Here is a 24,136-nt window from a genome sequence, read left to right on the forward strand (position 1 = left end):
GCCATGAGTAAGTGGACTAGTTCAGCGTCTGGCCGGCATAGGTCTTTTCGAAGCGGCGGATAATGGCGTTGCCACGCTCGACCGCCTGGTCGAGACCGGCCTGGACTGTCATCTTGCCGAAGAAGATGCCTTCCATCGCATTCGAGATTTCCTTACGTATCTGCGGGAAGCCACCGACGCGGATGCCACGGGTAAGATCGCCAGCCGGCGTATAGGTCAGGCTCTCAATAGCTTTCTCGCGGCCTGCAAACTGCGGCTTCTCATAAAAGCCGTTGGCCTTCATCGCGTCGAAACCGGTCTTGGTGACGGGGATATATCCTGTGACTGTCGACCACCATTCCACCATGTCCGGCTGGGCGATGAAGTTGAGGAAAGCTGCTGCGCCTTTATATTCAGCTTCAGGACGGTTCTTCAGAACCCAGAGAGACGCGCCGCCCACGAGAGAGTTCTTGCGCTCGGTGCCTTTCCAGACCGGAAGCATCGTCACGGCCCACTTGGTGCCTGGCTTGATGGTTTTGCCGATTGTGCCGTGATCGGCGATCGAAGACTGAATCATCTGGCAGGTTTGCGATGCGAAGGCCGGCACAACATCCATGCCGAGCTGGGCAGTCTTGACCTGAAACAGGCCTTCATCCGTCATTTTCTTGAAGAATGTCAGCTGGTCCACAACTTTGGTCTTGTTGAAAACAAGCTCAGTGTCGAGACCGTCATAGCCATTGTTCTTGGTAGCAATCGGCTGATTGTGAATTGCCGAAAACTGCTCTACCGTCGCCCAGCTGTCGAAACTGAATCCGAAAGGACAATCAAAACCTGCCGATTTCAGCTTGCGCGCATCAGCTTCCACGTCTTCCCATGTCTGCGGTGCACCATCGATGCCCGCCTTGGTAAAGGCGTCGATGTTGTAATAGAACATTGCCGTCGAGGAATTGAACGGGAACGAATTCAGCACTCCCTTGGAGTCGGCATAGTAACGCGCGATGCCGCCGAAATAGTTGCCCCAATCAATCTTGTAGCCGTTGTCTTCCATCAGCTTCTTCGCCGGAATATATGCGCCGGAAAGCATCAGATCGAGCGTACCGACGTCGAAAACCTGCACGATGGCCGGGTTTTTCTTGGCACGATAGGCAGCGATAGCGTTCTGGATGGTCTCCGGATACCCATTCTGACTAGTGCAGACGATCTCATAATCTGACTGCGAAGCATTGAATTTGTCGCAGGTTTCCTTCACGCGCTCGCCAAGGTCGCCGCTCAGGCCATGCCAGAACTCGAATTTGACTTTTTCAGCAAGCGCCGGCGTGGCGCCAAGGCCAACTGCCAAGGCCATTGCCGCGAATTTGACACCAAAATGTTTCATCTGAAGTCCCCGTTCCGAAATTGTAAATGAGTGCTCAGACAGCAAATTGAACGATGCAAAGCTGTCGCAACCGGGACTATGTCTAGGGTTGCAATGTAAAAGTTTGATCGAACTGATGCGAAACTATTGTGACAATGCACAGCTGCGTCACGTTCTTCAAAATCCGCGTGCTTTAGCGCTGGTCTCCGCCACATTCCCATGTTTCGATAGTCCCGACACGCTTGAAGGAGGATTTCATGCCCTATGAACTCTACTACTGGGACGGATTGCAGGGGCGCGGCGAATTCGTGCGACTAGCCCTGGAAGAAGCTGGGGCTCATTACATCGACGTTGCGCGCCGATCTGATGGAACCGCAGCAATGATGAAGCTGCTCAAAAGCAAATCCGCACCATACATTCCCTTTGCGCCGCCGTTCTTGAAGGATGGTGATCTGATCGTGTCACATGTCGCCAATATCCTGTTTTACCTCGGACCCAAGCTGGACCTTGCACCAGAGGACAAAGCATTGCGCTTCAACGCCAACGGCTTGCAGTTGACGATCACTGACTTCGTGGCTGAGGTGCACGACACACACCATCCAATCGCCACAACCAAATATTACGAAGATCAAAAAGAGGCCGCGAAACAGCGCTCGGCCGACTTCATCGAAAATCGCATCCCGAAATTCATGTCCTATTTCGAACGCGTTCTCGAACAAAACCCGGAAGGCAGTACACACGCGGTTGGTGCAACACTCAGCTACGTCGATCTTTCCTTGTTCCAGGTCATCGAAGGTCTACGCTATGCCTTCCCGCGAGGCACCAAAAATTTCAGTAAGCAGTATCCGAAAATTGTTGCCGTACACGATACCGTTGAAAAACGACCGAACATCCAGAAATATCTCGCCTCGGATCGCCGCCTCGACTTCAATGAATCTGGAATTTTCCGCCACTATCCCAAGCTTGATCAGGATGCTTGAGCCATCCGTTCCGCTTCGTTTCGCTGGACATGCACACAGGAAGAGTTCCACTGTAGGGTCCTGTTAGTCCACGAGGAGAGAGAATCATGGAGTGCGTATCTATGAGAGCCGCTGTATTTGCTTCAACATTCAGCATCAGCCTCCTGTCGGCTACGACAGGATTTTCTGCGTCGCCGGAACCAGTGAAGGCCGAGCATGGCATGGTGGTTACCGCGCAGCATCTCGCATCCCAGGTTGGCGTGGATGTACTGAAATCCGGCGGCAATGCGGTGGATGCTGCCGTTGCTGTCGGCTATGCGCTGGCTGTCGTTTATCCCACGGCGGGCAATATTGGCGGCGGCGGTTTCATGACCATCCGTCTCAAAGACGGCAAGACCACTTTCCTTGATTTCCGCGAACGCGCTCCGATGGCCTCGACGAAGACAATGTACCTTGACGACAAGGGCAATATGGTCAAGGGTTTGAGCACAGATGGTTATCTAGCCGTCGGAGTGCCTGGTTCCGTCCTCGGTTTTGAAACTGCCCGAGCCAAATATGGCAGCAAGTCGCGGGAAGAACTTATGGGCCCCGCGATCCGCTTCGCGCGAGACGGCTTTGTACTTGATCAGGGCGACATTACCTCGCTCCAGGGCGGCGCCAAGAAACTTGCCAAGGATAAAGCCTCCGCTGAGATCTTCTTGAAGCCGGACGGCAAAACCTACGCAATCGGAGAAACACTGGTCCAGTCCGATTTGGCCGCAACTTTATCCAGCATCTCGGAGAAAGGCCCCGATGCCTTCTACAAAGGCGCAACTGCAGATGCCATCGTGAAAGCCAGCGCGGCGACAGGCGGCATTCTGGCAAAGGCCGATTTCGAGCAATACTCCGTGCGCGAACTTGAGCCTGTCAAATGCAACTATCGCGGTTATGACATCGTTTCGTCGCCGCCACCTAGCTCGGGTGGCGTGATCATCTGCGAGATACTCAATATTCTTGAAGGTTATCCACTGGGCTATCTGGGATACGGTTCGGCCGAATCCGTGCACGCCATGGTCGAAGCGATGCGTCATGCCTATGTCGATCGTAACACATCGCTTGGTGATCCGGATTTCGTCGACAATCCGGTAAGGAAGTTGCTCGACAAGCAATACGCCAAGGAAATCCGCGAGAAGATCAGTCCATTCAAGGCCGGCGTTTCACAAGAACTCATGCCAAAGGGCTTTGGCGAAAGCAAAGAGACAACGCACTATTCCATCGTCGACGACGAGGGAAACGCGGTGGCTGTGACTTACACGCTCAATGGCTCCTTCGGCGCAGGTGTCGTTGCTTCCGGAACAGGCGTACTGCTTAACAATGAGATGGACGATTTCACGGCCAAGCCTGGTGCCCCCAATCTCTATGGGCTTGTGCAGGGAGAGGCCAATGCCATCCAGCCGAAGAAGACGCCGCTTTCCTCTATGAGCCCGACGATCATTTCCAAGGATGGCAAGCCGTTCATGGTCATTGGTAGCCCGGGGGGAGCGCGTATCATCACGATCACGCTCGAAGCCATCATCAATGTCATAGATCACGGCATGAATATCCAGGAAGCCATCGACGCGCCGCGTATCCATCACCAGTGGCTACCGGACAAGGTTTACATGGAACCCTACGCGCTTTCCGCAGATACCCGCAAAATTCTGTCGGAGATGGGCCATGACGTCGAGATCGACAAGGACTGGACGATCTGGGGGCAGGCTGCCGGTATTCTCGTTGGCGGCGAGAGCCTCACCGACATCGAAGAAGGCAAAGGCGCTCGCTACAACGGCGCTATCGACAGTCGCTCCGGATCGGGACAAGCGCTGGGTTATTGATCGTCAAACCTGGAAATCCAGCATTCGCCCGCGCAGTTGCCGAATGATCTCGGCATCGGCATTGGCGAATGCAAAGCGCAGGAATTGAGACTGCTTCGCGCCGAAATACTCCCCGGGAATGCTGAGAATTCCGGCCCTCTTGGCGAGATGCTCTGCGACCTCGGTGGATGACCGGTTTTCGAAAGGATGGCGGATAAAGGCAAAATAAGCGCCCATTGCTTCGAGCTTCCAGCCGTCCAGACCTGTCATCACTTCGGCCAGTGCCGTGGCGCGCGCTTCGATTTCCAACCGGTTGCCGGCCCGCCATTCGGCGAGGGCCGGCAAGGCCCGTGCCACGGCGCCCTGCGCGGCACGTGGCGCGCAGATTTGCAAATTGTCCATGATCTTCGCGATCTCTTCGACGACGTTTTCGCTTGCGGTCAGCGCGCCCAGCCGATGCCCCGGAATGCAGAAGGACTTCGAAAAGCTGTAGAGCTGAATCAAATTGTCCTGCCACCCCTTCTCATTCAAGAGACCGTGCGGAGCACCGAAGTCGTTGGGTAGGAAATCGCGGTAAGTTTCGTCCAGAATCAGCCAAAGTCCATTCTTCCGGCAGACGTCGAAAATAGCTTTCAACTGTGCTGGCGGATAAACCGCACCCGTCGGATTGTTAGGTGTCACGAGGGCAATGGCCCGAACGCCAGGTGTCAGCATACGTTCAATGGCCTCCACCGCGGGAACGAAACCATTGGCAGATTCGCACTCTACGAAGCCGGTTTTGATCCCCAACATCGACAACGTCGTCTCATGATTGAAATAGAACGGATCACTCATCAGCACCGTATCACCCGCAGCGGCAACGGCCATCACTGCGCATATAAACGCCTGATTGCAGCCAGATGTGATGTGGATGTTGCCAGCGGCAATCTCTGCGCCGTAGAGCTCGGACACATGTGCGGCGTAGGCCTCGCGCAAAGCTGTTTCACCCTCGATCGCACCATAATTGGTGTAGGCCAGCGATGAGGCGGCTTCGCCCAGCCAGCGCAGCATATCCGGATGCGGTGGATAGCCGGGGACGGCCTGAGACAGGTCGATCAACGGGCCAAGACTGCCATCATAGGATTTGCCCCATGCCTGGACAGCCGGTATGGGCGGAGGCGACAAGCGGGTGACAAGCGGGTTGAGCAAAGCAACAGTCATCGGAATTGTCCTATCGAATATCGAATTTTGCGCGGCGTTTCAGGGCGGCGCGATCCAGCCGTTTAGGGCGTGTCGTCGGGATGGATGGAGGGGTGGCCAGACGTTCTTGCGCACTGACCTTTCCATTGCGCGGGCGGATGATACGGCGCGCTGACGTTTGCGGTTCGGTGATCGTATCTGCCTCCAGCGAGGCAAACAGCCAGTCGATAAAAACCTTGACGATGGGTGCGTTCCGCACCTCATTGCGGCAGGCGACGTAGAAAGCGTTGTTTGCCGGCACGGTCAGGTCAAATGGGACGATCAGTTCACCTTTGGCAATGAGATGGCTGGCGGTAATTGTATCGCCCAGCGCGACGCCTTGGCTGTAAACTGCCGCTTCCGTCGAAAGGCGCGCATCACTCATGAAATGCTGCGCCCCACGGGCATGCTCCGTTGCGTCGGCTGCCGCCAGCCAGGTGTTCCACTCCCGTCCATCATCGCCATGCAGGAGCACGTGATTGCGCAGATCGCGGACGGAACGCAGAGGCCGCATATTGAGTAGCGTCGGACTTGCGACAGGAAACAGCTTCAGTGTCGTCCAAAGCCTTATCCAACAGTCGGCCCAATTGCCGTGACCATAAAGCACGCAAACGTCAACATCCGAAGAGTGCAGATGATCCGACTCATTCGAAGCAATCAGCGTCAGTCTGATATCTGGATACTGCTCGGTAAACTGGTTCATCCGAGGAATCAGCCACAGTGAAAGCAGCGCCGGCACGCACGTCACCGTGAGTTCGCCGCTTGTCGTCGGGCGCTTGATCAGCGCAGTTGTGGCAGCGATATCCTCGAATGCTTTTGATACCGTCGGCAAGAGGAGAGCTCCTTGCGGCGTGAGCTTGAGACGTTGGGCGCCACGTTCGAACAGCTGGACATCAAGAGTGGCCTCCAGCGCCTTAATCTGATGGCTGATTGCGCCGTGTGTAACATTGAGTTCTCGCGCTGCGGCAGTCACGGAGCCATGTCGTGCCGTCGCTTCAAAAGCGCGCAGCGGGTTCATCGGGGGGAGGCGACCTTGCGTCATGGAATTCCACTAGCTGTCAATTGCCAAAAAGTCATGTGAGAATTATTCACACAATAAGCTATAACAATGTCAATTGCTTTTCTGTGTCTTTTGCAATGATAATACGCCCAACGAGGCAAAATGCCCGGGGAACTGCCAACCACGGATATCTACCTGCAACACACGCCGAATCCGTTTATCCCCGCGCACTTACTGTATTGGGATATGTGTCATGGCATCTTGGGATGAGAAAAAGCTGAACGAACTGCGCGCGAAATATGGTGAGAGCCATGGTGGCGAGTTGTTTGATCCGACATTCCGCAAGGTCGCAGACAAGATCTTTTCAAAAAGCGGTACACGCCTTGCACCTTATTCTGGCATGCCGACCTTTCTGGCCGCCCCTCACATGCCGGTCGATTCCAGCAATCCTGATTTCGGAAATCTCCAGGTCGCCATGGTTGGCGTGCCGATGGACCTCGGCGTAACCAATCGCACTGGCTCACGCTTCGGCCCTCGAGCGCTCCGGACCATCGAGCGTATAGGCCCGTACAATCATGTACTTGAATGCGCGCCGGTGTTTGACCTGCGCGTTGCGGATATTGGCGACGTGCCTTTTGCGAGCCGTTACAGGCTCGAGCAGAGCCATGATGACATCGAACGTCGTATCAACCAGATCGTCGATGCCGGCGTTGTACCGCTTTCGGTAGGCGGCGATCATTCGATTACCCATCCTATCATGAAGGCTGTCGGCAAGAAGCGCCCGGTGGGCATGATCCATATCGATGCGCATTGCGATACGGGAGGCGCCTTCGATCAGACTAAATTCCATCATGGCGGTCCCTTCCGCAATGCGGTCCTCGACGGCGTGCTCGATCCGAGCCGTACAATCCAGATCGGCATTCGCGGATCAGCAGAATATCTCTGGGAATTCTCCTACGAATCCGGAATGACCGTCATTCATGCGGAGGAAGTAACCGGTCTGGGCATACCCGCCATTATCGAAAAGGCGAGAAAAATTGTCGGCGACGGTCCTACCTACCTTTCCTTCGATGTGGACAGCCTCGACCCGAGCTTTGCGCCGGGCACGGGTACTCCGGAAGTCGGCGGCCTGACGACGCGCGAAGTACTCGAGCTCATCCGCGGCCTCAAGGGTATCAATCTCGTGGGCGGTGACGTGGTGGAAGTCGCACCGCAGTATGATGCGACGACGAATACAGCCCACGCGGGTGCTCAGGTGCTGTTCGAAATCCTCAGCCTGATGGTATTCAGCCCGTTCGTTCAGGGCAAACGCTGAGGCATCCGGAACCGTGATGAGGCGATAAAGGCGTAAGCCGAATTGTCTTCATCAATTACAATAACAATGAAGGGGAATAAAATGACAATCTACAAGACTCTGCGATCATCCTTTGCCGCCCTGCTGTTGATCAGCGGCGCGAGCGCAGGAGTGGCCAATGCCGATGCGATCGATGACATCACCAAGGCGGGCGTCCTCAATGTCGGGGTCTTTGCCGACTTCCCGCCTTTCTCATCCGCCAGCGCCGACATGACGCTCAAAGGCTATGATATGGATGTGGCCCAGGCACTAGCCGATGCGTTGAAAGTAAAGCTCAATCCGGTTTCGGTTACTGGTCAGAACCGCATTCCTTATCTCACGGAACATCGCGTCGATCTTCTGATGAGTGTCGGTTACAGCAAGGAGCGCGAACAGGTCATCGATTTCGCAGCCGCCTATGCACCCTATTACATCGCAGTCATTGGCCCGAAGGCCCTTGAAGTGAAGGGTAAGGATGACCTTGCCGGCAAGAGCATTGCCGTCAATCGTGGCACCTTGGAAGACACTTCGCTCACCGAGGTCGTTCCGGCTTCTGCCGACGTGAAGCGCTTCGATAACTATAACTCAGTGATCCAGGCTTTCATTTCCGGCCAAACTCAATTGATGGTAGTTGGCAATGACGTCGGTGCTCAGGTTCTGGCCCGCCAGGAAGCTCTGGCTCCCGAGCAGAAATTCCAGCTGCTGACATCGCCGTCACACATTGCCCTTAACAAGAAAGAGGATCGCCTCAAGCAGGCGATCAACGACACGGTGGCCAAGATGCTGAGCGATGGCAGCCTTAACAAGAGCTCGGAAGCCTGGTTGAAGACACCGCTCAATCCTGAAAACCTCAAGGATTGATCTGTGGGCTACGCGCTCGACTTTGGCTGGCTGAATGGCGCGATCGGCATGATCGCCAGCGGCGCGGCGATGACGATCTTCTTGATCGCTGTCACCACGGTCGCTGGCGTCATCCTGAGCATATTCGGGGCTGCAGCCAAGCGCAGCCGCTACCCCATCTTGCGCAAGGCCATCGCGGCTTATGTCGAGCTCATCCGCAATACGCCATTTCTGGTGCAGCTCTTCTTCATCTTCTTCGGGCTTCCGCGGTTCGGTATTCGCCTTGATCCCGTCGTTGCCGCCATGCTGGCGATGACGTTGAATATGACTGCCTATACCACCGAGATCGTCGGCGCTGGGCTCGATGCCGTGCCGCAAGGTCAGAGGGAAGCGGCGGAGGCGTTGGGATTGCCGGCGTGGCTCGTTTTCGTCAAGATCGTCCTGCCGCAGGCGCTGAAAGTCATTTTCCCTGCGCTGACCAGTCAAATCATCATCATGATGCTGGAGTCGTCGGTAGTTTCGCAGATCGCAGTGCGCGAACTCACCTACGAGGCGGACATGCTGCAGGCACGAACCTTCCGCGCCTTCGAGACCTATTTTGTAGTGACTATTGTCTATCTCGGAATGAGCATTGGACTGCGCAGACTGTTGTTTGCAGCGGGACGGCGTGGGATAGCCGGAGGCATGGCATGATCGAGTTCACATTCTGGGACATCGTACGCAATCTGCTGCTGGCCGCCCGCTGGACGGTCTTGCTCTCCATCGTCGCCTTCGCGGGCGGTGCCATGGCAGGCGTGGCGATCCTCCTCATGCGAATTTCCAAGCGGCGCTGGCTCCGGCAAGCGGCGGAATACTACATCGGCCTCTTTCAGGGCACGCCTCTGCTGATGCAGCTCTTCCTCCTGTTCTTCGGCTTGCCATTGCTGGGCTTTCGTATTGAAGCATGGACGGCTGCAGTTCTAGGGCTGACGCTCTGCGCAAGCGCCTACCTTGCCGAGATCTGGCGAGGCGGTGTGCAATCATTGCCGAACGGACAGTGGGATGCGGGCAGCAGCCTCGGCTTGCACTACATAGCGCAGCTGCGGCTCATCATCCTGCCGCAAGCGTTCGCGATTACACGGGCACCGACGGTCGGCTTTCTGGTGCAGTTGATCAAGAGCACGGCGCTAACGTCGATCATTGGTTTTGAGGAGTTGGTTCGAACCTCGAACGCCATCAACAATGCAACATTCGAGCCCTTTACGGTCTATGGGCTGGTCGCGCTCATCTATTTTGTTCTGTGCTACCCGCTGACGCGCTATACAAAGATATTGGAGCTCCGGACCGCCCGTCAGCATTGAACAGTCATCGGATATTAGACAAAAACAGAAGTGGGAATCGGCCAGCAAACTGGCTTTCAAAAAGGAGATACGACAAATGGATACTTTTCTGAAAACGAGCGTGAGTCGCCGCACAGTGCTCGGCGCCGGCGTAATGGGTGCCGCCGTTCTGGCAATGCCAAACATCTTGCGTGCGCAGGACAAGTCGTTGAAGGTCGGCGTCTATGGCGGCTATTTCAAGGATTCGTTCGACAAGAACATCTTTCCGGAATTTACCAAGGCGACAGGTATTGCGGTTGAATCCATCGCGGAGCCGACAGGCGAAGCCTGGCTCGTCCAGCTCGAGCAGGCTGCAAAAGCTGGAGCCGCTCCCGCCGACGTTTCGATGATGTCGCAGGTGGCAATGCTGAAGGGCCAGACGACCAAACTTTGGACGCCGCTCGATTTGGCAAAGATTCCGAATTCCAAGAACCTCATTGACCACTTCATCAACAAGTACCCCGATGGCGCCGTAGCGGGTATCGGCGCCGTCTCATGGTACATCACGCTCGTTACCAACACCGATGTCTACAAGGAAGCGCCGACGTCATGGGCGGCTTTCTGGGACAAGGCTAACGCCGACAAGCTTGGCCTGCTCGCACTGGTATCGAATTCGTTCCTGCTGGAAATAACAGCAAAGACATTCTTCGGCGGCACCAATGCCCTCGATACGGAAGAAGGCCTGCTGAAGGCTTTCGACAAGCTTGCAGAGGTCAAGCCGAATGTGCGTCTCTGGTACCGTGACGAGGCCCAGTTCGAACAAGCGCTGAAGTCGGGCGAAATTCCGATGGGTCAGTACTACCACGATGTGACGGGCCTCGCTGCCTCCGAGGGTCATCCCGTTCGTTCCACCTTCCCAAAGGAAGGCGGCGTTCAGGACTCTGGCTGCTGGGCTCTATCGCGCGCATCGAAGAAGGTCGACGAAGCACATATTTTCATGGACTATATGAGCCAGCCTGCCATTCAGGCGACGCTTTCGCGCAAGGTAGGTACTTCTCCGACAGTGAAACGCGAACTGCTGGATCTGAGCGACAAGGAATTCGCGGCGGTATCATCCGATATCGAGCCAATCATTCCGCGCTATGACCTCTATACGACCAAGTCCGACTGGCTGAACCAGAAATGGACTGAGTTGATCGTCGGTTAATACCCCTGCGCGGTCCCGTCCCTTTGCTTTGCCGCGAGGGTGGGGCCGCCAAAACACAACCCAAGAGACGGGGGACTTATGTCCGGACTGGTTTTGAACAATGTCACCAAGCAATTCGGCGCATTCACCGCGGTCGACAATGTGCAACTGTCTGTGCCGCACGGTACCTTTGTTTGCCTGCTTGGACCATCCGGTTGCGGCAAGACCACGCTGTTGCGCATGGTCGCCGGCCTTGAAGACCCAACGAATGGCACTATCCTGCTGGACGGCGCCGATATTACGGACGTTCCGACGCACAAGCGGAATCTTGGAATGGTGTTTCAATCCTTGGCGCTGTTTCCGCATCTGAGCGTCGGCGAGAACATCGCTTATCCGCTGCGCATCCGGGGGGCGGCTCGCGAAGAGCGAAAAAAGCGTGTCGACGAATTGCTCACCCTCATCCATTTGCCCGGTTATGGTGACCGGCCGGTGTCGAAGCTATCCGGTGGTCAACGTCAACGCGTTGCTATTGCCCGGGCTCTGGCGCTGTCGCCGAGGATTTTCCTGCTCGACGAGCCACTCTCGGCACTTGACGCAAAACTACGCGAAGCCATGCAAGTGGAATTGCGGCAACTCCAGCAGCAACTCGGGATCACGACCATCGTCGTGACTCATGATCAGCGCGAGGCGATGACGATGGCCGATACGGTTGTGGTCATGAATGGCGGGCATATCAGGCAAGCGGCTTCACCGATCGAAATTTACCGCAAGCCGGCCGATACATTCGTTGCAGATTTCATCGGCTCGACGAACCTGATCGAGGCCAAAGCGGACAGTTCGGGAATTGCAACAATATTCGGCCACCGAATAGCCGATCTCGCCCTGCCCGCGGGCGCGCAGAAAGCCACTATTTCGGTCCGTCCCGAAGACGTGCACCTCACCGCGCCCGGCAATGGTGCGATTGACGGAACGGTCACATTCGTCCGCGATCTCGGCGGCACTATCGAAACATTTGTCGAAGCGGGCGGGCAGCAGATCATTGCCGTGTCAACTCCGCGCGAACGGCCCGAGGTTATTGCAGGTCAAGCGGTAGGTATCATTCTCTCTCCCGATGTCTGCGTGGTTCTGAAGCAATGAAGCGCGAACCACCTCAATCCATCGCCGATTATGGGCCCCTGTTCTTTCCTGCCGGAATGCTGCTCCTTTTCTTCGTGGTGCCCTTTGGCACGATGATTGCCGTCAGCTTCTTTCAGCGGCAGGAAGGCGGTTTCTACACACCAGCGTTCGTCTTCTCCAACTATGAGCGCTTCCTCACCACATTCTTCGGGGGCGTACTCGGCTTTTCACTGATGCTTGCGGTGACCGTCGCGATCTGCTGCGTCGTGCTGGCACTTCCCTTCACTTACCTGCTCTCGCGATTGTCCCGGCGCTTGCAGGTGATCTGGCTTGTCGGACTTCTCTCCGTGCTTTCGCTGTCGGAGGTGATTATAGGGTTTGCCTGGTCGACGCTGCTTTCGCGCACGGCGGGCCTCAGCAATCTGTTCGTGAAGATCGGCCTTCTTGAACAGCCGGTCGCGCTGTTTCCGAGTTTCGGTGCCGTGCTAACCGGGATGGTCTATCAAGCCCTGCCCTACACGATCCTCGTGCTTTACCCGGCCATCGTTCGACTTGATCCAACCTTGATGGAAGCAGCGCGAACACTTGGTTCTTCGCCCATCCGTGCTTTTTTCAACGTACTGGTGCCTGCACTGCGCAATACGATCATGGCAACGCTCATCATGGTTTTCATCTTCGCGCTCGGCTCATACCTGTTGCCGCAAATCCTTGGCCGGCCGCAACACTGGACGCTTTCGGTTCTCATCACCGATCAGGCGATCTATCAATCCAATATGCCCTTTGCCGCGGCGATGGCTGTTTTCCTTGTACTGGTTACGCTCGGTCTGGTCGCACTGACATTGCTCATCGGACGCAAGGGGGAGAAAGCATGATCCACTGGCTGAAGCGCTTTTACTTCCTGCTCATCGGGCTTTTCCTCAGCTTGCCGCTGATCGTCGTGGCTGGCGTGTCAGTCAATGCCAAGCAAACTCTGGCGTTTCCGCCGCAAGGCTTTTCCCTCGGCTGGTACGGCGAGATATTTACCAATCCCGAATGGCGTGCTGCCCTTGTCGCTTCTGTGATTCTGGCCACAACCTCCGCCGCCTTGGCCGTTCTGATCGCCTTGCCGCTCTCTTGGTTCCTCTGGCGCCGCATCGCGCCGTGGGCGAATATCTTCCAGGTGCTCGGTATCGCGCCATTCACCCTGCCACCTGTCATCACGGCACTCGGGCTGCTGACCTTCTGGGCGACAACAGGTTTCTATGGCCAGCCGTGGACCGCAGTCATCGGTCACGCGATTTTCTTCGTGACCCTGCCATTGGTCACATTGTCGCTCGGCTTTTCGGCCATTGACCGCTCTTTCGTCGAAGCGGCGGCTACCATGGGTGCTAATGACCGGACCATATTTCGCACGGTGGTGCTGCCGCTGATCCTGCCCTATCTCGTATCAGGCTATGCTTTTGCCTTCGTGTTATCGCTCAACGAATATATCGTTGCGTACATGACCGTTGGGTTCACGCTGGAAACGCTGCCGATCAAGATTTTCAACGCTTTGCGTTATGGCTACACACCGACCATGGCGGCCGTGACCATCCTTTTCGTTTTCACCGCTGCCGTCATCTTTTCTTTGGTTGCGAAGTTCGGCGATCTGCCCAAGCTGCTCGGCGCAATGGCATCGGACGAATCATGAAAATAGCAGCGCTACAGATGCAGTCGATCCCGGGCGATGTGCCTGCAAATCTGGCACGCGTCGAACGAGCGGCTGTTGACGCCGCAGAGGCTGGGGCCAAACTTCTGATCACACCGGAACTTTGCATTACAGGTTATGGCGCCGGTGACGCGATTACAGCGCTGGCACAACCACAGGACGGGAGTCAGGTCAGAGCCTTGCAGGCAATTTCATCGACAAACCGTATTGCGATCGTCGCAGGATTTGCCGAACAGGACGGTGTCGATATTTATAACAGCGCTGCGTTCATAGATGGCCAGAACAAACCGGCGATCTATCGCAAATCGCATCTTTATGGCGATTATGAGCGATCGCTCTTCAAGCCAGGAATGCCCGTTAACTGTATTGTTGAACTGGGCGGTCTGAGGCTCGGCATGCTGATCTGTTACGATGTGGAATTCCCCGAGAATGTCCGCCGGCTCGCCCTTGCCGGCATCGACGCCGTCCTGGTGCCGACAGCTCTTCCTGCCGGCCCGTCCGGAACATTCATCGCCGATCACATGATTCAAACCCGCGCCTTCGAGAACCAGATTTTCGTCGCCTACATCAATCATGCCGGAGCTGACGAACGATTTACGTTTGCCGGAAACTCACGGATTGCCGCGCCCGATGGCAGTCTGGTCGCATCCTGCAGCGATGATGCGGAAAGTATGATTTTTGCGGAGATTGATCCTGGTGCTTTCGCCATATCCATCACCGACAATCCCTACCTCAAGGACCGGGGTCCAGCATGACCGAAATAATCGAAACCGATGTCGTTGTCATCGGCGCGGGCATCGCCGGCGTGGGCGTTGCAGCCGCATTGGCCGACACACATAGGGTCGTGATTCTCGAACGTGAAAACCAGCCTGGATATCACTCGACCGGCCGCTCTGCCGCCATCTTCCTTCCCAATTACGGCAATAATGTCATTCGTAGACTGAACCAAGCCAGCGCGCCGCTTTTCCATCAGCGCGATGTCGGCCTTTTTCCCACGCCATTGTTGACCGGGCGCGGGTCTCTAACGGTCGCCGGCGAAGACGGCGTTGAGGCTTGCGAAGATTTTGTCCGCAATGGCGTAGGGATAGAGGCGATTGATATCGATCGCGCCATCGGCATGGTTCCGATACTTAACCGCGATCATGTCAAGGCGGCGTGTTACCAAGCGGACGCCTGGGATATTGACGTCAACGCTTTGCATCAGGGCTGGCTGCGGAAAGCTACCGCGTTCGGCGTTCGGCTCTACACGAAATCGGAAGTTGTCGGTGCGAAGCATATCGCCGGTGAATGGCAGGTTGAAACGAGCGACCGCATATTCCGGGCTAAAATTGTCGTCAACGCATCGGGTGCGTGGGCGGATGTCACTGCTGGACACTTCGGCGCTCGTCCGCTTGGCCTCACGCCCATGCGACGGTCGATTGCAGTATTGCCCGCTCCGGACGGCCATGACACCAGAAGCTGGCCGCTGGTGGATGACGTAAATGAAGCGTGGTATTTGAAGCCCGACGGCGGACGGATTTTTGTCTCGCCCTGCGACGAAACACCTGTCGAGCCACATGACGCCTTTGTCGACGACATGGTTCTCGCCGAAGGCCTCTACCGGTTTGAACAGGCTGTCACCGTGCCGGTTACCCGTGTCGAGAGCAGTTGGGCGGGCCTACGCACTTTCGCGCCGGACCGGACGCCCGTGGCCGGTTTCGACGGTGAGGTCGATGGCTTTTTCTGGCTCGCCGGCCAAGGCGGTTACGGCATTCAAACCTCCCCTGCCCTTTCGGCACTTTCTGCAGCACTAATTAGAGATCAGGCGCCTGACCCTGTCGTTGAATCGCTACTCCCGCTCCTGACACCAGCCCGCTTCGGCTGATCAGTCAAGAAGCGGCTGACCGGCAAAGTTCACCGCCTCGCCTTCCAGTTCGGACTTGATGAAATCGCTCAAGACGCGGATGCGCGGTGTGCTGACAATATCCTCGTGGCAAATGAGCCAATAGTCCCGGTTGAGATGGAGCTGCCTCGGCATGACCGGCACTAACTCGGGATAATTGCAGGCGATGTAATAGGGGAGGATGCACAGACCGAAGCCCGATCGTGTCGCGCTGAGTTGGGCGAAGATGCTGGAACTCTGGTATGAGGCGCGCAACCCCGGCAAGATCTCGCGCATGTAGTCGAGGCCCGGCGTGAAGATCATGTCTTCGATATAGCCAATAAATTGGTGACTGGAGAGGTCCGGCTGCTGTCTGATCTCCGGATGACGTGAAAGGTAGTCCTTCGATCCATAGATGAACAGTCGGTAGGGCATCAGCTTTTCCTGATGGTACGGGCCTGTCCGCGTCGCATGCAGCGTGATCGACAAATCCGCCTCGCGCCGCGATAGCGACACGATCTGCTGGATCGTCACCATTTCAACGGAGAGGCTTGGATAAGACTGCGCCATCAGCGGCAGCCGGTCCGCTAGGAAGAAATTGGCAAACCCTTCCAATATACTGAGGCGAACGACGCCGCTGAGCGAGATGGTTCCCCCGGAGGCCTCGTTCTGGAAACGATCGGCCTCGCGCTCTACAATTTCGGCAGACTCGATAAGCTTCTCGCCGAGCGCCGTCAGGATATAACCGCGCGGGTTGCGCTCGAACAGCCGCGCCGACAAGGCTTCTTCCAGCCGGTCTATCCTTCTTGAAACGGTGACGTGATTGGTGCGCAGTCTTCGCGCCGCAGTGGTCAATTGTCCGGTACGCGCAACGGCGAGAAAATATTGCAGGTCGTCCCAGGTAAACTGCCGCATGCCACTCTTTCAGTAAATGTACATTTTTGTACTTAATATGTGCATAAATAGATGTTTGTGTACTTATTTGTCAATGTTACAGTTTTTTGGACATCATGGTTGCCGGTCAGAAGAAACAGCGCAATCATGGGGATGAGCATTGTCCGGTTTGGAAAACCAAAGCTGGATTGAGGAGGATAAACAACGAGCGGGATGCGGGCGCGATCCGCGGCATCTCTACTGGCGTTTTCAATTTGAACCGTTCCGTCCGCGACAGCCATCATGTGATGATCCTGTGAGCGGTCAATCTTTGGGAGGAGATACGAATGAAGTTACTAGCAATTGCAACTGCTGTCTTGACGGCAGCCACGGTCATTCCTGCAGCAAGCGCCGAGATATCCGATGGCAAGGTCAAGATCGGCATCCTGAACGATCAGTCCGGTGTCTATGCGGACTTCGGCGGCAAGTGGTCTTACGAGGCAGCGAAGATGGCCGCCGAGGATTTCGGTGGCAAGGTGCTGGACGCACCGATCGAAGTCATCACCGCCGATCATCAGAACAAGCCGGATATTGCCTCCAATATTGCCCGCCAATGGTATGACACCGAACAGGTCGACTCCATCATGGAACTGACGACTTCCTCGGTGGCGCTTGCCGTGCAGGGCATTTCCAAAGAGAAAAAGAAGATCGACCTTGTGACCGGTGCGGCAACGACGGAACTCACCGGCAAGCAGTGCTCGCCTTACGGCTTCCATTGGGCCTATGACACACACTCGCAGGCGGTCGGCACTGGCGGGGCGCTGGTTGCCCAGGGCGGCGACAGCTGGTTCTTCCTGACGGCAGACTATGCCTTCGGTTATTCGCTGGAGGAACAGACCTCCAAATTCGTCACGTCCAAGGGAGGCAAGGTCGTCGGCTCGGTTCGCCATCCACTGGCAACGACCGACTATTCCTCGTTCCTGCTGCAGGCTCAATCGTCTGGCGCAAAGGTCATCGGTCTCGCTAACGCTGGTCTCGATACCTCCAATGCCATCAAGCAGGCCGCTGAATTCGGCATCGTGTCCGGTGGCCAGCGCCTCGCAGCGCTGCTATTCACCCTCGCCGAGGTAAATGGCCTCGGTCTTGAGGCTGCACAGGGCCTGACACTAACCGAAAGCTTCTACTGGGATCGTGACGACCAATCTCGAGAGTTCGGACAGAAGTTCTTCAAGCGTACGGGCCGCATGCCAAACATGATTCAGACGGCAACCTATTCGGGCGTGACGCAATATCTGAAAGCCATTCAGAAGGCGGGCACTGACGACACCGAAAAGGTCGCGGCAGCGATGCATGAAATGCCGGTCGATGACGTTTTCGGGCGCGGTGCGAAGGTTGGCCCCAACGGCCGCCTGTTCAGCGATGTCTATCTGATGGAAGTCAAGAAGCCGGATGAAAGCAAGGCTCCCTGGGATTACTACAAGGTTCTGGCCACAGTCCCGGGTGACGAAGCATTTATCAAGCCGGCCGAAAGCGGCTGCCCACTGGTCAAGTAATGACTGCTTCACTGAATGATGCAGCGTTCGGGGGAGGACAATCCTCTCCCGGTGCCTCTCAAGGTCAAGAGTCCCGGGTGGTGTTGTCCGCCCGCGGTCTGCGCCGTGACTTTGGTGGCTTCGTGGCCGTCAACAATGTCGATCTCGATGTGCACCATGCCAAGGTGCACGCGCTGATCGGCCCGAACGGTGCTGGCAAGACCACAGTTTTCAATCTACTGACCAAATTTCTGCAGCCGACAAGCGGAACGATCACACTACTCGGCCAGGACATCACAAAGACGGATCCGGCCAAGGTGGCTCGAATGGGACTTGTGCGTTCCTTCCAGATATCGGCAGTGTTTCCGCACCTGACGATCCTTGACAATGTCCGCGTCGCCCTGCAACGCCCCGGTGGTCTGTCCACGCAATTCTGGCTGCCCATGGGAGCGCTGAATCGCTTGAATCAAAGGGCCATGGAATTGATCGAAGCGGTCGGGTTGCACGATGCGCGCAACAATCTTGCCGCCGACCTGTCCTATGGCCGCAAGCGTGTACTCGAAATCGCCACGACGCTGGCGCTGGATCCGCAAGTGCTGTTGCTGGACGAGCCAATGGCCGGCATGGGTCACGAAGACGTGCACATCGTCTCGGATATCATTCGCGAGGTGGCGAAAGACCGCGCGATCTTGATGGTGGAACACAACCTAAAGGTCGTCGCTGACCTCTGCGACAAAGTCACGGTGCTGCAACGGGGCGAAATCCTTACCTCCGGCGATTATCGCACCGTGAGTCAGGACGAACGCGTGCGTGTTGCCTATATGGGGACCGAACATGAGTAACGCGCTGCTTTCCGTCCGGGACCTTCACGCCTGGTATGGCGAAGGTCACGCCTTACACGGCATCAATCTCGATATTCACCAAGGTGAGACGGTCACCCTGCTTGGCCGCAATGGTGTCGGCAAGACGACCACACTGCGGTCTATCATGGGGATTATCCGCAAACGTACAGGTATGATCACGTTCGAAGGCAAGGACATGATCCGCGTACCGTTGCATCGCACCGCCCATGCAGGTATCGGCTTTGTGCCGGAAGAACGCGGCATATTCGCCACGCTATCCGTTGATGAAAACCTCAATCTTCCGCCGGTCGTCGCCAAGGGCGGCATGACGATCGACGAGATCTACGACCTGTTCCCGAACCTCAAAGAGCGCCGCAACAGCCCTGGTACGAAGCTTTCGGGCGGCGAGCAGCAAATGCTTGCCATTGCCCGGATTCTGCGTACAGGCGTCAAGCTGCTGCTTTTGGACGAACCGACGGAGGGCCTTGCGCCGGTCATCATCCAACGTATCGGCGAAGTGCTTGTGACGCTGAAACAGCGCGGCATGACCATTCTCCTGGTCGAACAGAATTTCCGTTTTGCCAGCAAGGTTGCCGACCGCTTCTATGTGGTGGACCATGGCAAGATAATAGACAATTTCCACGTCAGGGAGCTGCCCGACCGCATGACCATGCTCAACGAAGCATTGGGAGTCTGACGACATGACCATGATCTTCGGCGTTCCCCTCCAGGCTTTCCTGGGCCAGTTGCTGATCGGCCTCATCAATGGCTCATTCTATGCGATGCTCAGCCTTGGTCTCGCAATCATCTTCGGCTTGCTCCGTGTCATCAATTTCGCACACGGTGCACAGTACATGCTGGGTGCTTTCGTCGGCTATCTTTTGCTCGCGGAGTTTGGCATCGGTTACTGGCCGGCCCTGATCGTTGCTCCGTTGGTTGTGGGTCTGGCCGGCGCGCTCATCGAGCGGGTCGCGCTGTCGCGCCTTTACAACCTCGACCACCTTTACGGGCTGTTGTTCACGTTCGGCCTTGCACTCGTGATTGAAGGCACGTTCCGCTATTACTACGGTGCGGCCGGACAGCCCTATGCAGTTCCCAGCGCATTGGCCGGAGGCGTCAATCTCGGCTTCATGTTCCTGCCGAAATATCGCGCCTGGGTTGTCGTCGCTTCGCTGGTCGTCTGCCTCGGAACCTGGCTGCTCATCGAGAAGACCCGCCTTGGCTCCTATCTGCGCGCAGCTACGGAAAATCCGACCTTGGTACGTGCTTTCGGCATCAACGTGCCCCTCCTGTTGACGTTCACCTACGGTCTCGGCGCAGGTCTTGCAGGGCTCGCGGGTATCATGGCGGCGCCGATCTATCAGGTCAGTCCGCTCATGGGATCGAACATGATTATCGTTGTCTTTGCGGTGGTTGTTGTTGGCGGTATGGGATCGATCCTTGGCGCAATCATCACCGGCTATATGCTCGGTATTTTCGAGGGTCTAACCAAAGTGTTCTATCCCGAAGCGTCCAGCATCGTCATCTTCGTCATCATGGCGATCGTCCTGCTCGTCCGACCCGCGGGCCTGTTCGGAAAGGATGTATGACATGACGCAAGCGACAATTACATCTGCACCCAAGCCACGCCTTTTGACGCTCGAAACAACGCTGATCCTGATCGGGGTCATCGGGCTTATTCTCGCGCCTTTCTATTTCTATCCGGTATTCCTCATGAAGGTGCTTTGTTTCGCACTCTTCGCTTGCGCCTTTAACCTTCTCCTGGGCTACACCGGCATCCTCTCCTTTGGTCATGCCGCCTTCTTTGGCGGCGCTGCCTACTTTACAGCACATGCGGTCAAGGAATGGGGGTTACCGACCGAACTCGGCATTCTTGTCGGTGTCCTCGGGGCTACGATCCTCGGCTTGATCATCGGTTTCTTTGCCATAAGGCGCCAGGGCATCTATTCGACGATGATCACGCTGGCACTCGCACAGATGTTTGCCTTTTTCTGTCTGCAGGCATCTTTCACCCATGGCGAAGACGGTATCCAGGGGGTACCTCGCGGCTACTTGTTGGGCTTCATCGATCTCAATCAGCCATTGAACATGTATTTCTTCGTGCTTGCCGTATTTCTCATTGGCATGTTCATCATCTGGCGCATCATTAACTCGCCATTTGGCATGATCCTCAAATCCGTACGCGAGAACGAACCTCGAGCTATCTCGCTTGGCTACTCGGTCGCGCGTTACAAGCTTGCTGCCTTCGTCATGTCTGCCACCTTGACCGGTCTTGCAGGCGGTTTGAAAGCGATCGTCTTCCAGTTTGCCACGCTCACCGACGTGAGCTGGCAGATGTCTGGCGAAGTCGTTTTGATGACTTTGCTTGGCGGCATTGGCACCCTGGTTGGACCGATCTTTGGTGCAGGGCTTGTGGCCGCTCTGGAAAACTACCTCGCAACCTCGGAGTTTCCAGTCACGGTGATCACCGGCATTATCTTCATGGTGTGCGTGCTTGTGTTTCGGCGTGGGATCATCGGTGAGCTTTATGCTTCGCGCTTCGGCAAAAAACTCGAGAGCAAGCCGGACAACTGAAATGTCAACCTACGATTATATCGTTATCGGAGCCGGCACTGCCGGCTGCACGCTCGCCAATCGTCTCTCTGAAAACAGGGACGTCTCCGTTCTTCTACTCGAGGCAGGCGGCAAGGACAATTACCACTGGATACACATTCCTGTGGGCTACCTCTATTGCATCTCGAATCCGCGCACGGACTGGTGCTTCACCACTGAGCCAGAGCCGGGGTTAAATGGCCGCTCGCTCAGTTATCCGCGCGGCAAGGTCCTGGGCGGCTGCTCTTCAATCAATGGCATGATTTATATGCGCGGCCAGGCGCGCGACTATGACCTGTGGCGACAGGACGGATGTACCGGCTGGGGTTGGGATGACGTCCTCCCTTACTTCAAGAAATCTGAAGACTACTATCTCGGGGCGGACAACTTCCATGGTTCTGGCGGCGAATGGCGCGTAGAGGAAGCGCGGCTGCATTGGGATATCCTCGATGCATTCCGCGATGCTGCGGAAGCTGCCGGCATCCCTCGTACTGACGATTTCAATCGCGGCGACAACGAAGGTTCCTCTTATTTCAAGGTCAACCAGAAGCGCGGAATCCGCTGGAACACGGCAAAGGCTTTTCTGCGCCCTGCCCTCAGACGTCCCAATCTCAAGGTTGAAACCGGAGCGCATGTTCGAAAGCTGATTTTGCAGGATTTGGCCGTCAAAGGTGTTGAATTCGAACAGGCCGGGGTGATCCGTTCGATCCAATGCAGGCGCGAGGTCATTCTGACTGCCGGGTCAATTGGCTCACCCCATATTCTCGAACTATCAGGCATCGGTCGCGGCGACATCTTGCAGACTGCGGGTATCGAAACCGTCCTCGAACGGCGCAATGTCGGAGAAAACCTCCAGGATCACCTGCAGCTGCGCTGTGCCTACAAGGTGACTGGTATTCCGACACTTAATGAGAAGGCCAACCGTCTTTTGGGCAAAGCTGCCATTGCGCTTGAATATCTCATCAGCAGGTCCGGACCCATGTCGATGGCGCCGAGCCAGCTTGGTGTTTTTACCCGGTCCGATCCCTCTTTTGAGACAGCCAATCTGCAATATCATGTGCAGCCTCTCTCCCTGGAAAAGTTTGGCGAAAACGTCCATCCCTTCCCGGCGTTTACCGCGAGCGTTTGCAATCTGCGTCCCGAGAGCCGAGGTTCCGTACACATCAAAGCACCGGATCACCGCTCGCATCCTGCGATCCAACCGAATTATCTGACGACAGACACCGATCGCCGTGTCGCGGCGGACTCGATCCGCATCACGCGCAACATTGTGGCGCAGAAGCCATTGCAGCGTTTCATGCCGGAAGAGTTCAAACCCGGCACCGCCTATCAAACGGAAGAGGAATTGGTCGAAGCCGCCGGTGCCGTTGGCACAACCATCTTCCATCCCGTTGGAACCTGTCGCATGGGTTCTGATCCAGACTCCGTCGTCGACCCGCAATTGCGCGTGCGCGGCATTAAAGGTCTGCGGGTGGCCGATGCCTCGATCATGCCGTCGATCACCTCGGGAAATACCAACTCACCAACGATCATGATCGCCGAAAAAGCCGCAGAGATGATCACGAGGGGTTAGAGCCATAGCTTGATGGAGCGTTCTGCCGGAGGAATTTGGTTCAAGGTCGAGGGATTTGGCGAGGCCGATGCCTTTCCATCGGGCGATGCCGCCATCTTCCGCGTGGATTGTCTCGCCATCCGGGAAACAGAATTGTTTCCGGCTAACTATGAAGGCTCTAGTGGTTATCTTATCTGAAACGGTACGGTAAAACTTTGCCGCGAGACATCCACCCCATCGGGTGCTGACGGAACGGGTGACGCCCGCCGGATTGTTTCAAGCACGCTCTGGTCCAACTGAGGCGTCCCGGAGCTTCCGACGACACTTGCCGAAACGATGGCGCCGTCATTGGTGACCACGAAGCGTATCCTGACGGTGCCCTGCCCTTCTGCACGGGCGCGATTTGCTCTGCGCGCCAGATAAGACTGCACCCTTGAACGCCAGGTCTCCGATTGTCGCGCTGACGCTGCGCTGGAAACTCTTGGTTGCTGTTTTGCTTCCCGGGGCGTGGCGTCCTGGACAGTCGCGGTGCTGACTTTCTTCGCTGGCTTCTGCGCCACCTTCTCGGTAACCTGCTTTTTTGGAACGTCGGGCTTTTTCGGTGTTGGCCGAACCACCGGAAGCGGCACTTCTACCTTTGGCAGTTCCACAACCTCTTCGATCGGTTCTTCGGGCGGCTCGGTCACTTCTGGTTCCGGCTGCGGCTCTTCGGCCACCTCAGGTTCAGGCTGATCCGGAACCAGTTCTTCCAATGGACTAATTGGCTCGGGCTCCGGCTGCACATCCGGGATTGGCTCCGGCGCTGCAGCTTCCTGTTCCATGGCATCCGGCTTTACTGGCTCAGCTTCGGCCGGCGCCTCTTCTTTAACTGGTTCTGGCACCACTGGTGCTGGCAACGGCGCCATGTCAATCATTACCGCCGCTGCAATATCGCTCGCGGGTGTCTCAGGTTGATAGTTCTGAACAAACCACGCAGCACCCGCATGAATGCTGATGACCGCCAGTCCTGCAACCGACCAAAGACCGACCTCACGCCAATCTGGGCGCAGGGATCCCATTCTGGTTGCAGTTGTCTGCTGATG

Annotated in this window: 25 protein-coding genes; 19 read left to right on the top strand and 6 right to left on the bottom strand. The window is 56.3% G+C overall.

Annotation, left to right across the window (positions count from 1 at the left end; genetic code table 11):
- Nucleotides 1-16: 16 nt before the first annotated feature.
- Nucleotides 17-1,354 (bottom strand): extracellular solute-binding protein, encoded by a 1,338-nt coding sequence (locus J2X72_RS19935; protein WP_310074815.1) that lies wholly within the window; start codon nucleotides 1,352-1,354, stop codon nucleotides 17-19.
- Between the two features lie 236 nt (nucleotides 1,355-1,590).
- Between J2X72_RS19935 and J2X72_RS19940 the strand changes: the two genes are divergently transcribed.
- Entirely contained in the window at nucleotides 1,591-2,313 is a 723-nt protein-coding gene (locus J2X72_RS19940) for a glutathione S-transferase (protein WP_310074816.1), read from the top strand.
- 101 nt (nucleotides 2,314-2,414) lie between these two features.
- Nucleotides 2,415-4,145 (top strand): gamma-glutamyltransferase, encoded by a 1,731-nt coding sequence (gene ggt / locus J2X72_RS19945; RefSeq protein ID WP_310074817.1) that lies wholly within the window; start codon nucleotides 2,415-2,417, stop codon nucleotides 4,143-4,145.
- Between the two features lie 3 nt (nucleotides 4,146-4,148).
- Here the strand turns inward: ggt and J2X72_RS19950 are convergent, their stop codons facing one another.
- Entirely contained in the window at nucleotides 4,149-5,324 is a 1,176-nt protein-coding gene (locus J2X72_RS19950; protein WP_310074820.1) for an aminotransferase, read from the bottom strand.
- 10 nt (nucleotides 5,325-5,334) lie between these two features.
- On the bottom strand, nucleotides 5,335-6,384 hold the full coding sequence (locus J2X72_RS19955) for a LysR substrate-binding domain-containing protein (protein ID WP_310074822.1): 1,050 nt from the start codon (nucleotides 6,382-6,384) through the stop codon (nucleotides 5,335-5,337).
- 211 nt (nucleotides 6,385-6,595) lie between these two features.
- On the opposite strand from J2X72_RS19955, the gene speB reads away from it, so the two are divergent.
- From speB to J2X72_RS20005, 10 genes are all read left to right on the top strand, one after another.
- A complete protein-coding gene (speB, locus tag J2X72_RS19960) occupies nucleotides 6,596-7,657 on the top strand; it encodes an agmatinase (protein ID WP_310074824.1) in 1,062 nt (353 codons plus the stop codon).
- 81 nt (nucleotides 7,658-7,738) lie between these two features.
- The gene (locus J2X72_RS19965) at nucleotides 7,739-8,536 is read left to right on the top strand and encodes a transporter substrate-binding domain-containing protein (RefSeq protein WP_210003501.1); all 798 of its coding nucleotides are present in this window, start codon (nucleotides 7,739-7,741) and stop codon (nucleotides 8,534-8,536) included.
- A 3-nt stretch (nucleotides 8,537-8,539) separates the two neighbouring features.
- On the top strand, nucleotides 8,540-9,208 hold the full coding sequence (locus J2X72_RS19970) for an amino acid ABC transporter permease (RefSeq protein ID WP_310074826.1): 669 nt from the start codon (nucleotides 8,540-8,542) through the stop codon (nucleotides 9,206-9,208).
- Nucleotides 9,205-9,855, top strand: a complete 651-nt coding sequence (locus tag J2X72_RS19975; protein ID WP_210003503.1) for an amino acid ABC transporter permease — start codon at nucleotides 9,205-9,207, stop codon at nucleotides 9,853-9,855. Before J2X72_RS19970 ends, J2X72_RS19975 begins: the two co-directional genes overlap by 4 nt.
- A gap of 76 nt (nucleotides 9,856-9,931) precedes the next feature.
- The gene (locus tag J2X72_RS19980) at nucleotides 9,932-11,020 is read left to right on the top strand and encodes an extracellular solute-binding protein (protein WP_310074828.1); all 1,089 of its coding nucleotides are present in this window, start codon (nucleotides 9,932-9,934) and stop codon (nucleotides 11,018-11,020) included.
- Nucleotides 11,021-11,098: 78 nt separating this feature from the next.
- Nucleotides 11,099-12,136: an ABC transporter ATP-binding protein gene (locus tag J2X72_RS19985; protein WP_310074829.1), complete on the top strand. Its 1,038-nt coding sequence runs from the start codon at nucleotides 11,099-11,101 to the stop codon at nucleotides 12,134-12,136.
- Complete coding sequence (locus tag J2X72_RS19990; protein ID WP_210003506.1) at nucleotides 12,133-12,987, top strand: ABC transporter permease; 855 nt, start codon at nucleotides 12,133-12,135, stop codon at nucleotides 12,985-12,987. Before J2X72_RS19985 ends, J2X72_RS19990 begins: the two co-directional genes overlap by 4 nt.
- Nucleotides 12,984-13,784: an ABC transporter permease gene (locus J2X72_RS19995; RefSeq protein WP_210003507.1), complete on the top strand. Its 801-nt coding sequence runs from the start codon at nucleotides 12,984-12,986 to the stop codon at nucleotides 13,782-13,784. Before J2X72_RS19990 ends, J2X72_RS19995 begins: the two co-directional genes overlap by 4 nt.
- Nucleotides 13,778-14,557 carry a carbon-nitrogen hydrolase family protein gene (locus J2X72_RS20000; RefSeq protein WP_310074995.1) on the top strand — a complete coding sequence of 260 codons (780 nt, stop codon included), beginning with the start codon at nucleotides 13,778-13,780 and terminating at the stop codon, nucleotides 14,555-14,557. The genes J2X72_RS19995 and J2X72_RS20000 overlap by 7 nt, the downstream gene beginning before the upstream one ends.
- Nucleotides 14,554-15,666 (top strand): FAD-binding oxidoreductase, encoded by a 1,113-nt coding sequence (locus tag J2X72_RS20005; protein ID WP_310074833.1) that lies wholly within the window; start codon nucleotides 14,554-14,556, stop codon nucleotides 15,664-15,666. The genes J2X72_RS20000 and J2X72_RS20005 overlap by 4 nt, the downstream gene beginning before the upstream one ends.
- On the opposite strand, the gene J2X72_RS20010 is transcribed toward J2X72_RS20005, so the two are convergent.
- Entirely contained in the window at nucleotides 15,667-16,578 is a 912-nt protein-coding gene (locus tag J2X72_RS20010; RefSeq protein ID WP_310074835.1) for a LysR family transcriptional regulator, read from the bottom strand.
- Between the two features lie 32 nt (nucleotides 16,579-16,610).
- Complete coding sequence (locus J2X72_RS20015; RefSeq protein WP_210003509.1) at nucleotides 16,611-16,841, bottom strand: hypothetical protein; 231 nt, start codon at nucleotides 16,839-16,841, stop codon at nucleotides 16,611-16,613.
- A gap of 42 nt (nucleotides 16,842-16,883) precedes the next feature.
- Here J2X72_RS20015 and J2X72_RS20020 point away from each other — a divergent pair, with 42 nt between their 5' ends.
- Genes J2X72_RS20020 through J2X72_RS20050 form a run of 7 tightly spaced genes read left to right on the top strand, consistent with a single transcriptional unit; the run spans nucleotide 16,884 to nucleotide 23,252 of the window.
- Entirely contained in the window at nucleotides 16,884-18,089 is a 1,206-nt protein-coding gene (locus tag J2X72_RS20020) for an ABC transporter substrate-binding protein (RefSeq protein ID WP_210003510.1), read from the top strand.
- Entirely contained in the window at nucleotides 18,089-18,910 is an 822-nt protein-coding gene (locus J2X72_RS20025) for an ABC transporter ATP-binding protein (RefSeq protein ID WP_310074839.1), read from the top strand. The genes J2X72_RS20020 and J2X72_RS20025 overlap by 1 nt, the downstream gene beginning before the upstream one ends.
- The gene (locus J2X72_RS20030) at nucleotides 18,903-19,607 is read left to right on the top strand and encodes an ABC transporter ATP-binding protein (protein ID WP_310074841.1); all 705 of its coding nucleotides are present in this window, start codon (nucleotides 18,903-18,905) and stop codon (nucleotides 19,605-19,607) included. Before J2X72_RS20025 ends, J2X72_RS20030 begins: the two co-directional genes overlap by 8 nt.
- A gap of 4 nt (nucleotides 19,608-19,611) precedes the next feature.
- Entirely contained in the window at nucleotides 19,612-20,499 is an 888-nt protein-coding gene (locus J2X72_RS20035; protein ID WP_310074844.1) for a branched-chain amino acid ABC transporter permease, read from the top strand.
- Nucleotides 20,492-21,484, top strand: a complete 993-nt coding sequence (locus tag J2X72_RS20040; RefSeq protein WP_210003514.1) for a branched-chain amino acid ABC transporter permease — start codon at nucleotides 20,492-20,494, stop codon at nucleotides 21,482-21,484. The genes J2X72_RS20035 and J2X72_RS20040 overlap by 8 nt, the downstream gene beginning before the upstream one ends.
- A gap of 1 nt (nucleotide 21,485) precedes the next feature.
- Nucleotides 21,486-23,075 (top strand): GMC family oxidoreductase N-terminal domain-containing protein, encoded by a 1,590-nt coding sequence (locus J2X72_RS20045; protein ID WP_310074846.1) that lies wholly within the window; start codon nucleotides 21,486-21,488, stop codon nucleotides 23,073-23,075.
- A gap of 12 nt (nucleotides 23,076-23,087) precedes the next feature.
- Nucleotides 23,088-23,252 carry a hypothetical protein gene (locus tag J2X72_RS20050; RefSeq protein WP_310074850.1) on the top strand — a complete coding sequence of 55 codons (165 nt, stop codon included), beginning with the start codon at nucleotides 23,088-23,090 and terminating at the stop codon, nucleotides 23,250-23,252.
- Here J2X72_RS20050 and J2X72_RS20055 read toward each other — a convergent pair.
- Nucleotides 23,240-24,112: a TonB family protein gene (locus J2X72_RS20055; protein WP_310074852.1), complete on the bottom strand. Its 873-nt coding sequence runs from the start codon at nucleotides 24,110-24,112 to the stop codon at nucleotides 23,240-23,242. The two genes, J2X72_RS20050 and J2X72_RS20055, sit on opposite strands and share 13 nt — an antisense overlap.
- Nucleotides 24,113-24,136: the final 24 nt, after the last annotated feature.

It is taken from the genome of Phyllobacterium sp. 1468 (assembly GCF_031455525.1).
GTDB lineage: Bacteria > Pseudomonadota > Alphaproteobacteria > Rhizobiales > Rhizobiaceae > Phyllobacterium.

Coding starts and splice junctions, on each gene's coding strand:
- J2X72_RS19935 (WP_310074815.1), bottom strand. CDS start 1,354: ATGAAACATTTTGGTGTCAAATTCGCGGCAATGGCCTTGGCAGTTGGC.
- J2X72_RS19940 (WP_310074816.1), top strand. CDS start 1,591: ATGCCCTATGAACTCTACTACTGGGACGGATTGCAGGGGCGCGGCGAA.
- ggt (WP_310074817.1), top strand. CDS start 2,415: ATGAGAGCCGCTGTATTTGCTTCAACATTCAGCATCAGCCTCCTGTCG.
- J2X72_RS19950 (WP_310074820.1), bottom strand. CDS start 5,324: ATGACTGTTGCTTTGCTCAACCCGCTTGTCACCCGCTTGTCGCCTCCG.
- J2X72_RS19955 (WP_310074822.1), bottom strand. CDS start 6,384: ATGACGCAAGGTCGCCTCCCCCCGATGAACCCGCTGCGCGCTTTTGAA.
- speB (WP_310074824.1), top strand. CDS start 6,596: ATGGCATCTTGGGATGAGAAAAAGCTGAACGAACTGCGCGCGAAATAT.
- J2X72_RS19965 (WP_210003501.1), top strand. CDS start 7,739: ATGACAATCTACAAGACTCTGCGATCATCCTTTGCCGCCCTGCTGTTG.
- J2X72_RS19975 (WP_210003503.1), top strand. CDS start 9,205: ATGATCGAGTTCACATTCTGGGACATCGTACGCAATCTGCTGCTGGCC.
- J2X72_RS19980 (WP_310074828.1), top strand. CDS start 9,932: ATGGATACTTTTCTGAAAACGAGCGTGAGTCGCCGCACAGTGCTCGGC.
- J2X72_RS19985 (WP_310074829.1), top strand. CDS start 11,099: ATGTCCGGACTGGTTTTGAACAATGTCACCAAGCAATTCGGCGCATTC.
- J2X72_RS19990 (WP_210003506.1), top strand. CDS start 12,133: ATGAAGCGCGAACCACCTCAATCCATCGCCGATTATGGGCCCCTGTTC.
- J2X72_RS19995 (WP_210003507.1), top strand. CDS start 12,984: ATGATCCACTGGCTGAAGCGCTTTTACTTCCTGCTCATCGGGCTTTTC.
- J2X72_RS20005 (WP_310074833.1), top strand. CDS start 14,554: ATGACCGAAATAATCGAAACCGATGTCGTTGTCATCGGCGCGGGCATC.
- J2X72_RS20010 (WP_310074835.1), bottom strand. CDS start 16,578: ATGCGGCAGTTTACCTGGGACGACCTGCAATATTTTCTCGCCGTTGCG.
- J2X72_RS20015 (WP_210003509.1), bottom strand. CDS start 16,841: ATGATGGCTGTCGCGGACGGAACGGTTCAAATTGAAAACGCCAGTAGA.
- J2X72_RS20020 (WP_210003510.1), top strand. CDS start 16,884: ATGAAGTTACTAGCAATTGCAACTGCTGTCTTGACGGCAGCCACGGTC.
- J2X72_RS20025 (WP_310074839.1), top strand. CDS start 18,089: ATGACTGCTTCACTGAATGATGCAGCGTTCGGGGGAGGACAATCCTCT.
- J2X72_RS20030 (WP_310074841.1), top strand. CDS start 18,903: ATGAGTAACGCGCTGCTTTCCGTCCGGGACCTTCACGCCTGGTATGGC.
- J2X72_RS20035 (WP_310074844.1), top strand. CDS start 19,612: ATGACCATGATCTTCGGCGTTCCCCTCCAGGCTTTCCTGGGCCAGTTG.
- J2X72_RS20040 (WP_210003514.1), top strand. CDS start 20,492: ATGTATGACATGACGCAAGCGACAATTACATCTGCACCCAAGCCACGC.
- J2X72_RS20045 (WP_310074846.1), top strand. CDS start 21,486: ATGTCAACCTACGATTATATCGTTATCGGAGCCGGCACTGCCGGCTGC.
- J2X72_RS20050 (WP_310074850.1), top strand. CDS start 23,088: ATGGAGCGTTCTGCCGGAGGAATTTGGTTCAAGGTCGAGGGATTTGGC.
- J2X72_RS20055 (WP_310074852.1), bottom strand. CDS start 24,112: ATGGGATCCCTGCGCCCAGATTGGCGTGAGGTCGGTCTTTGGTCGGTT.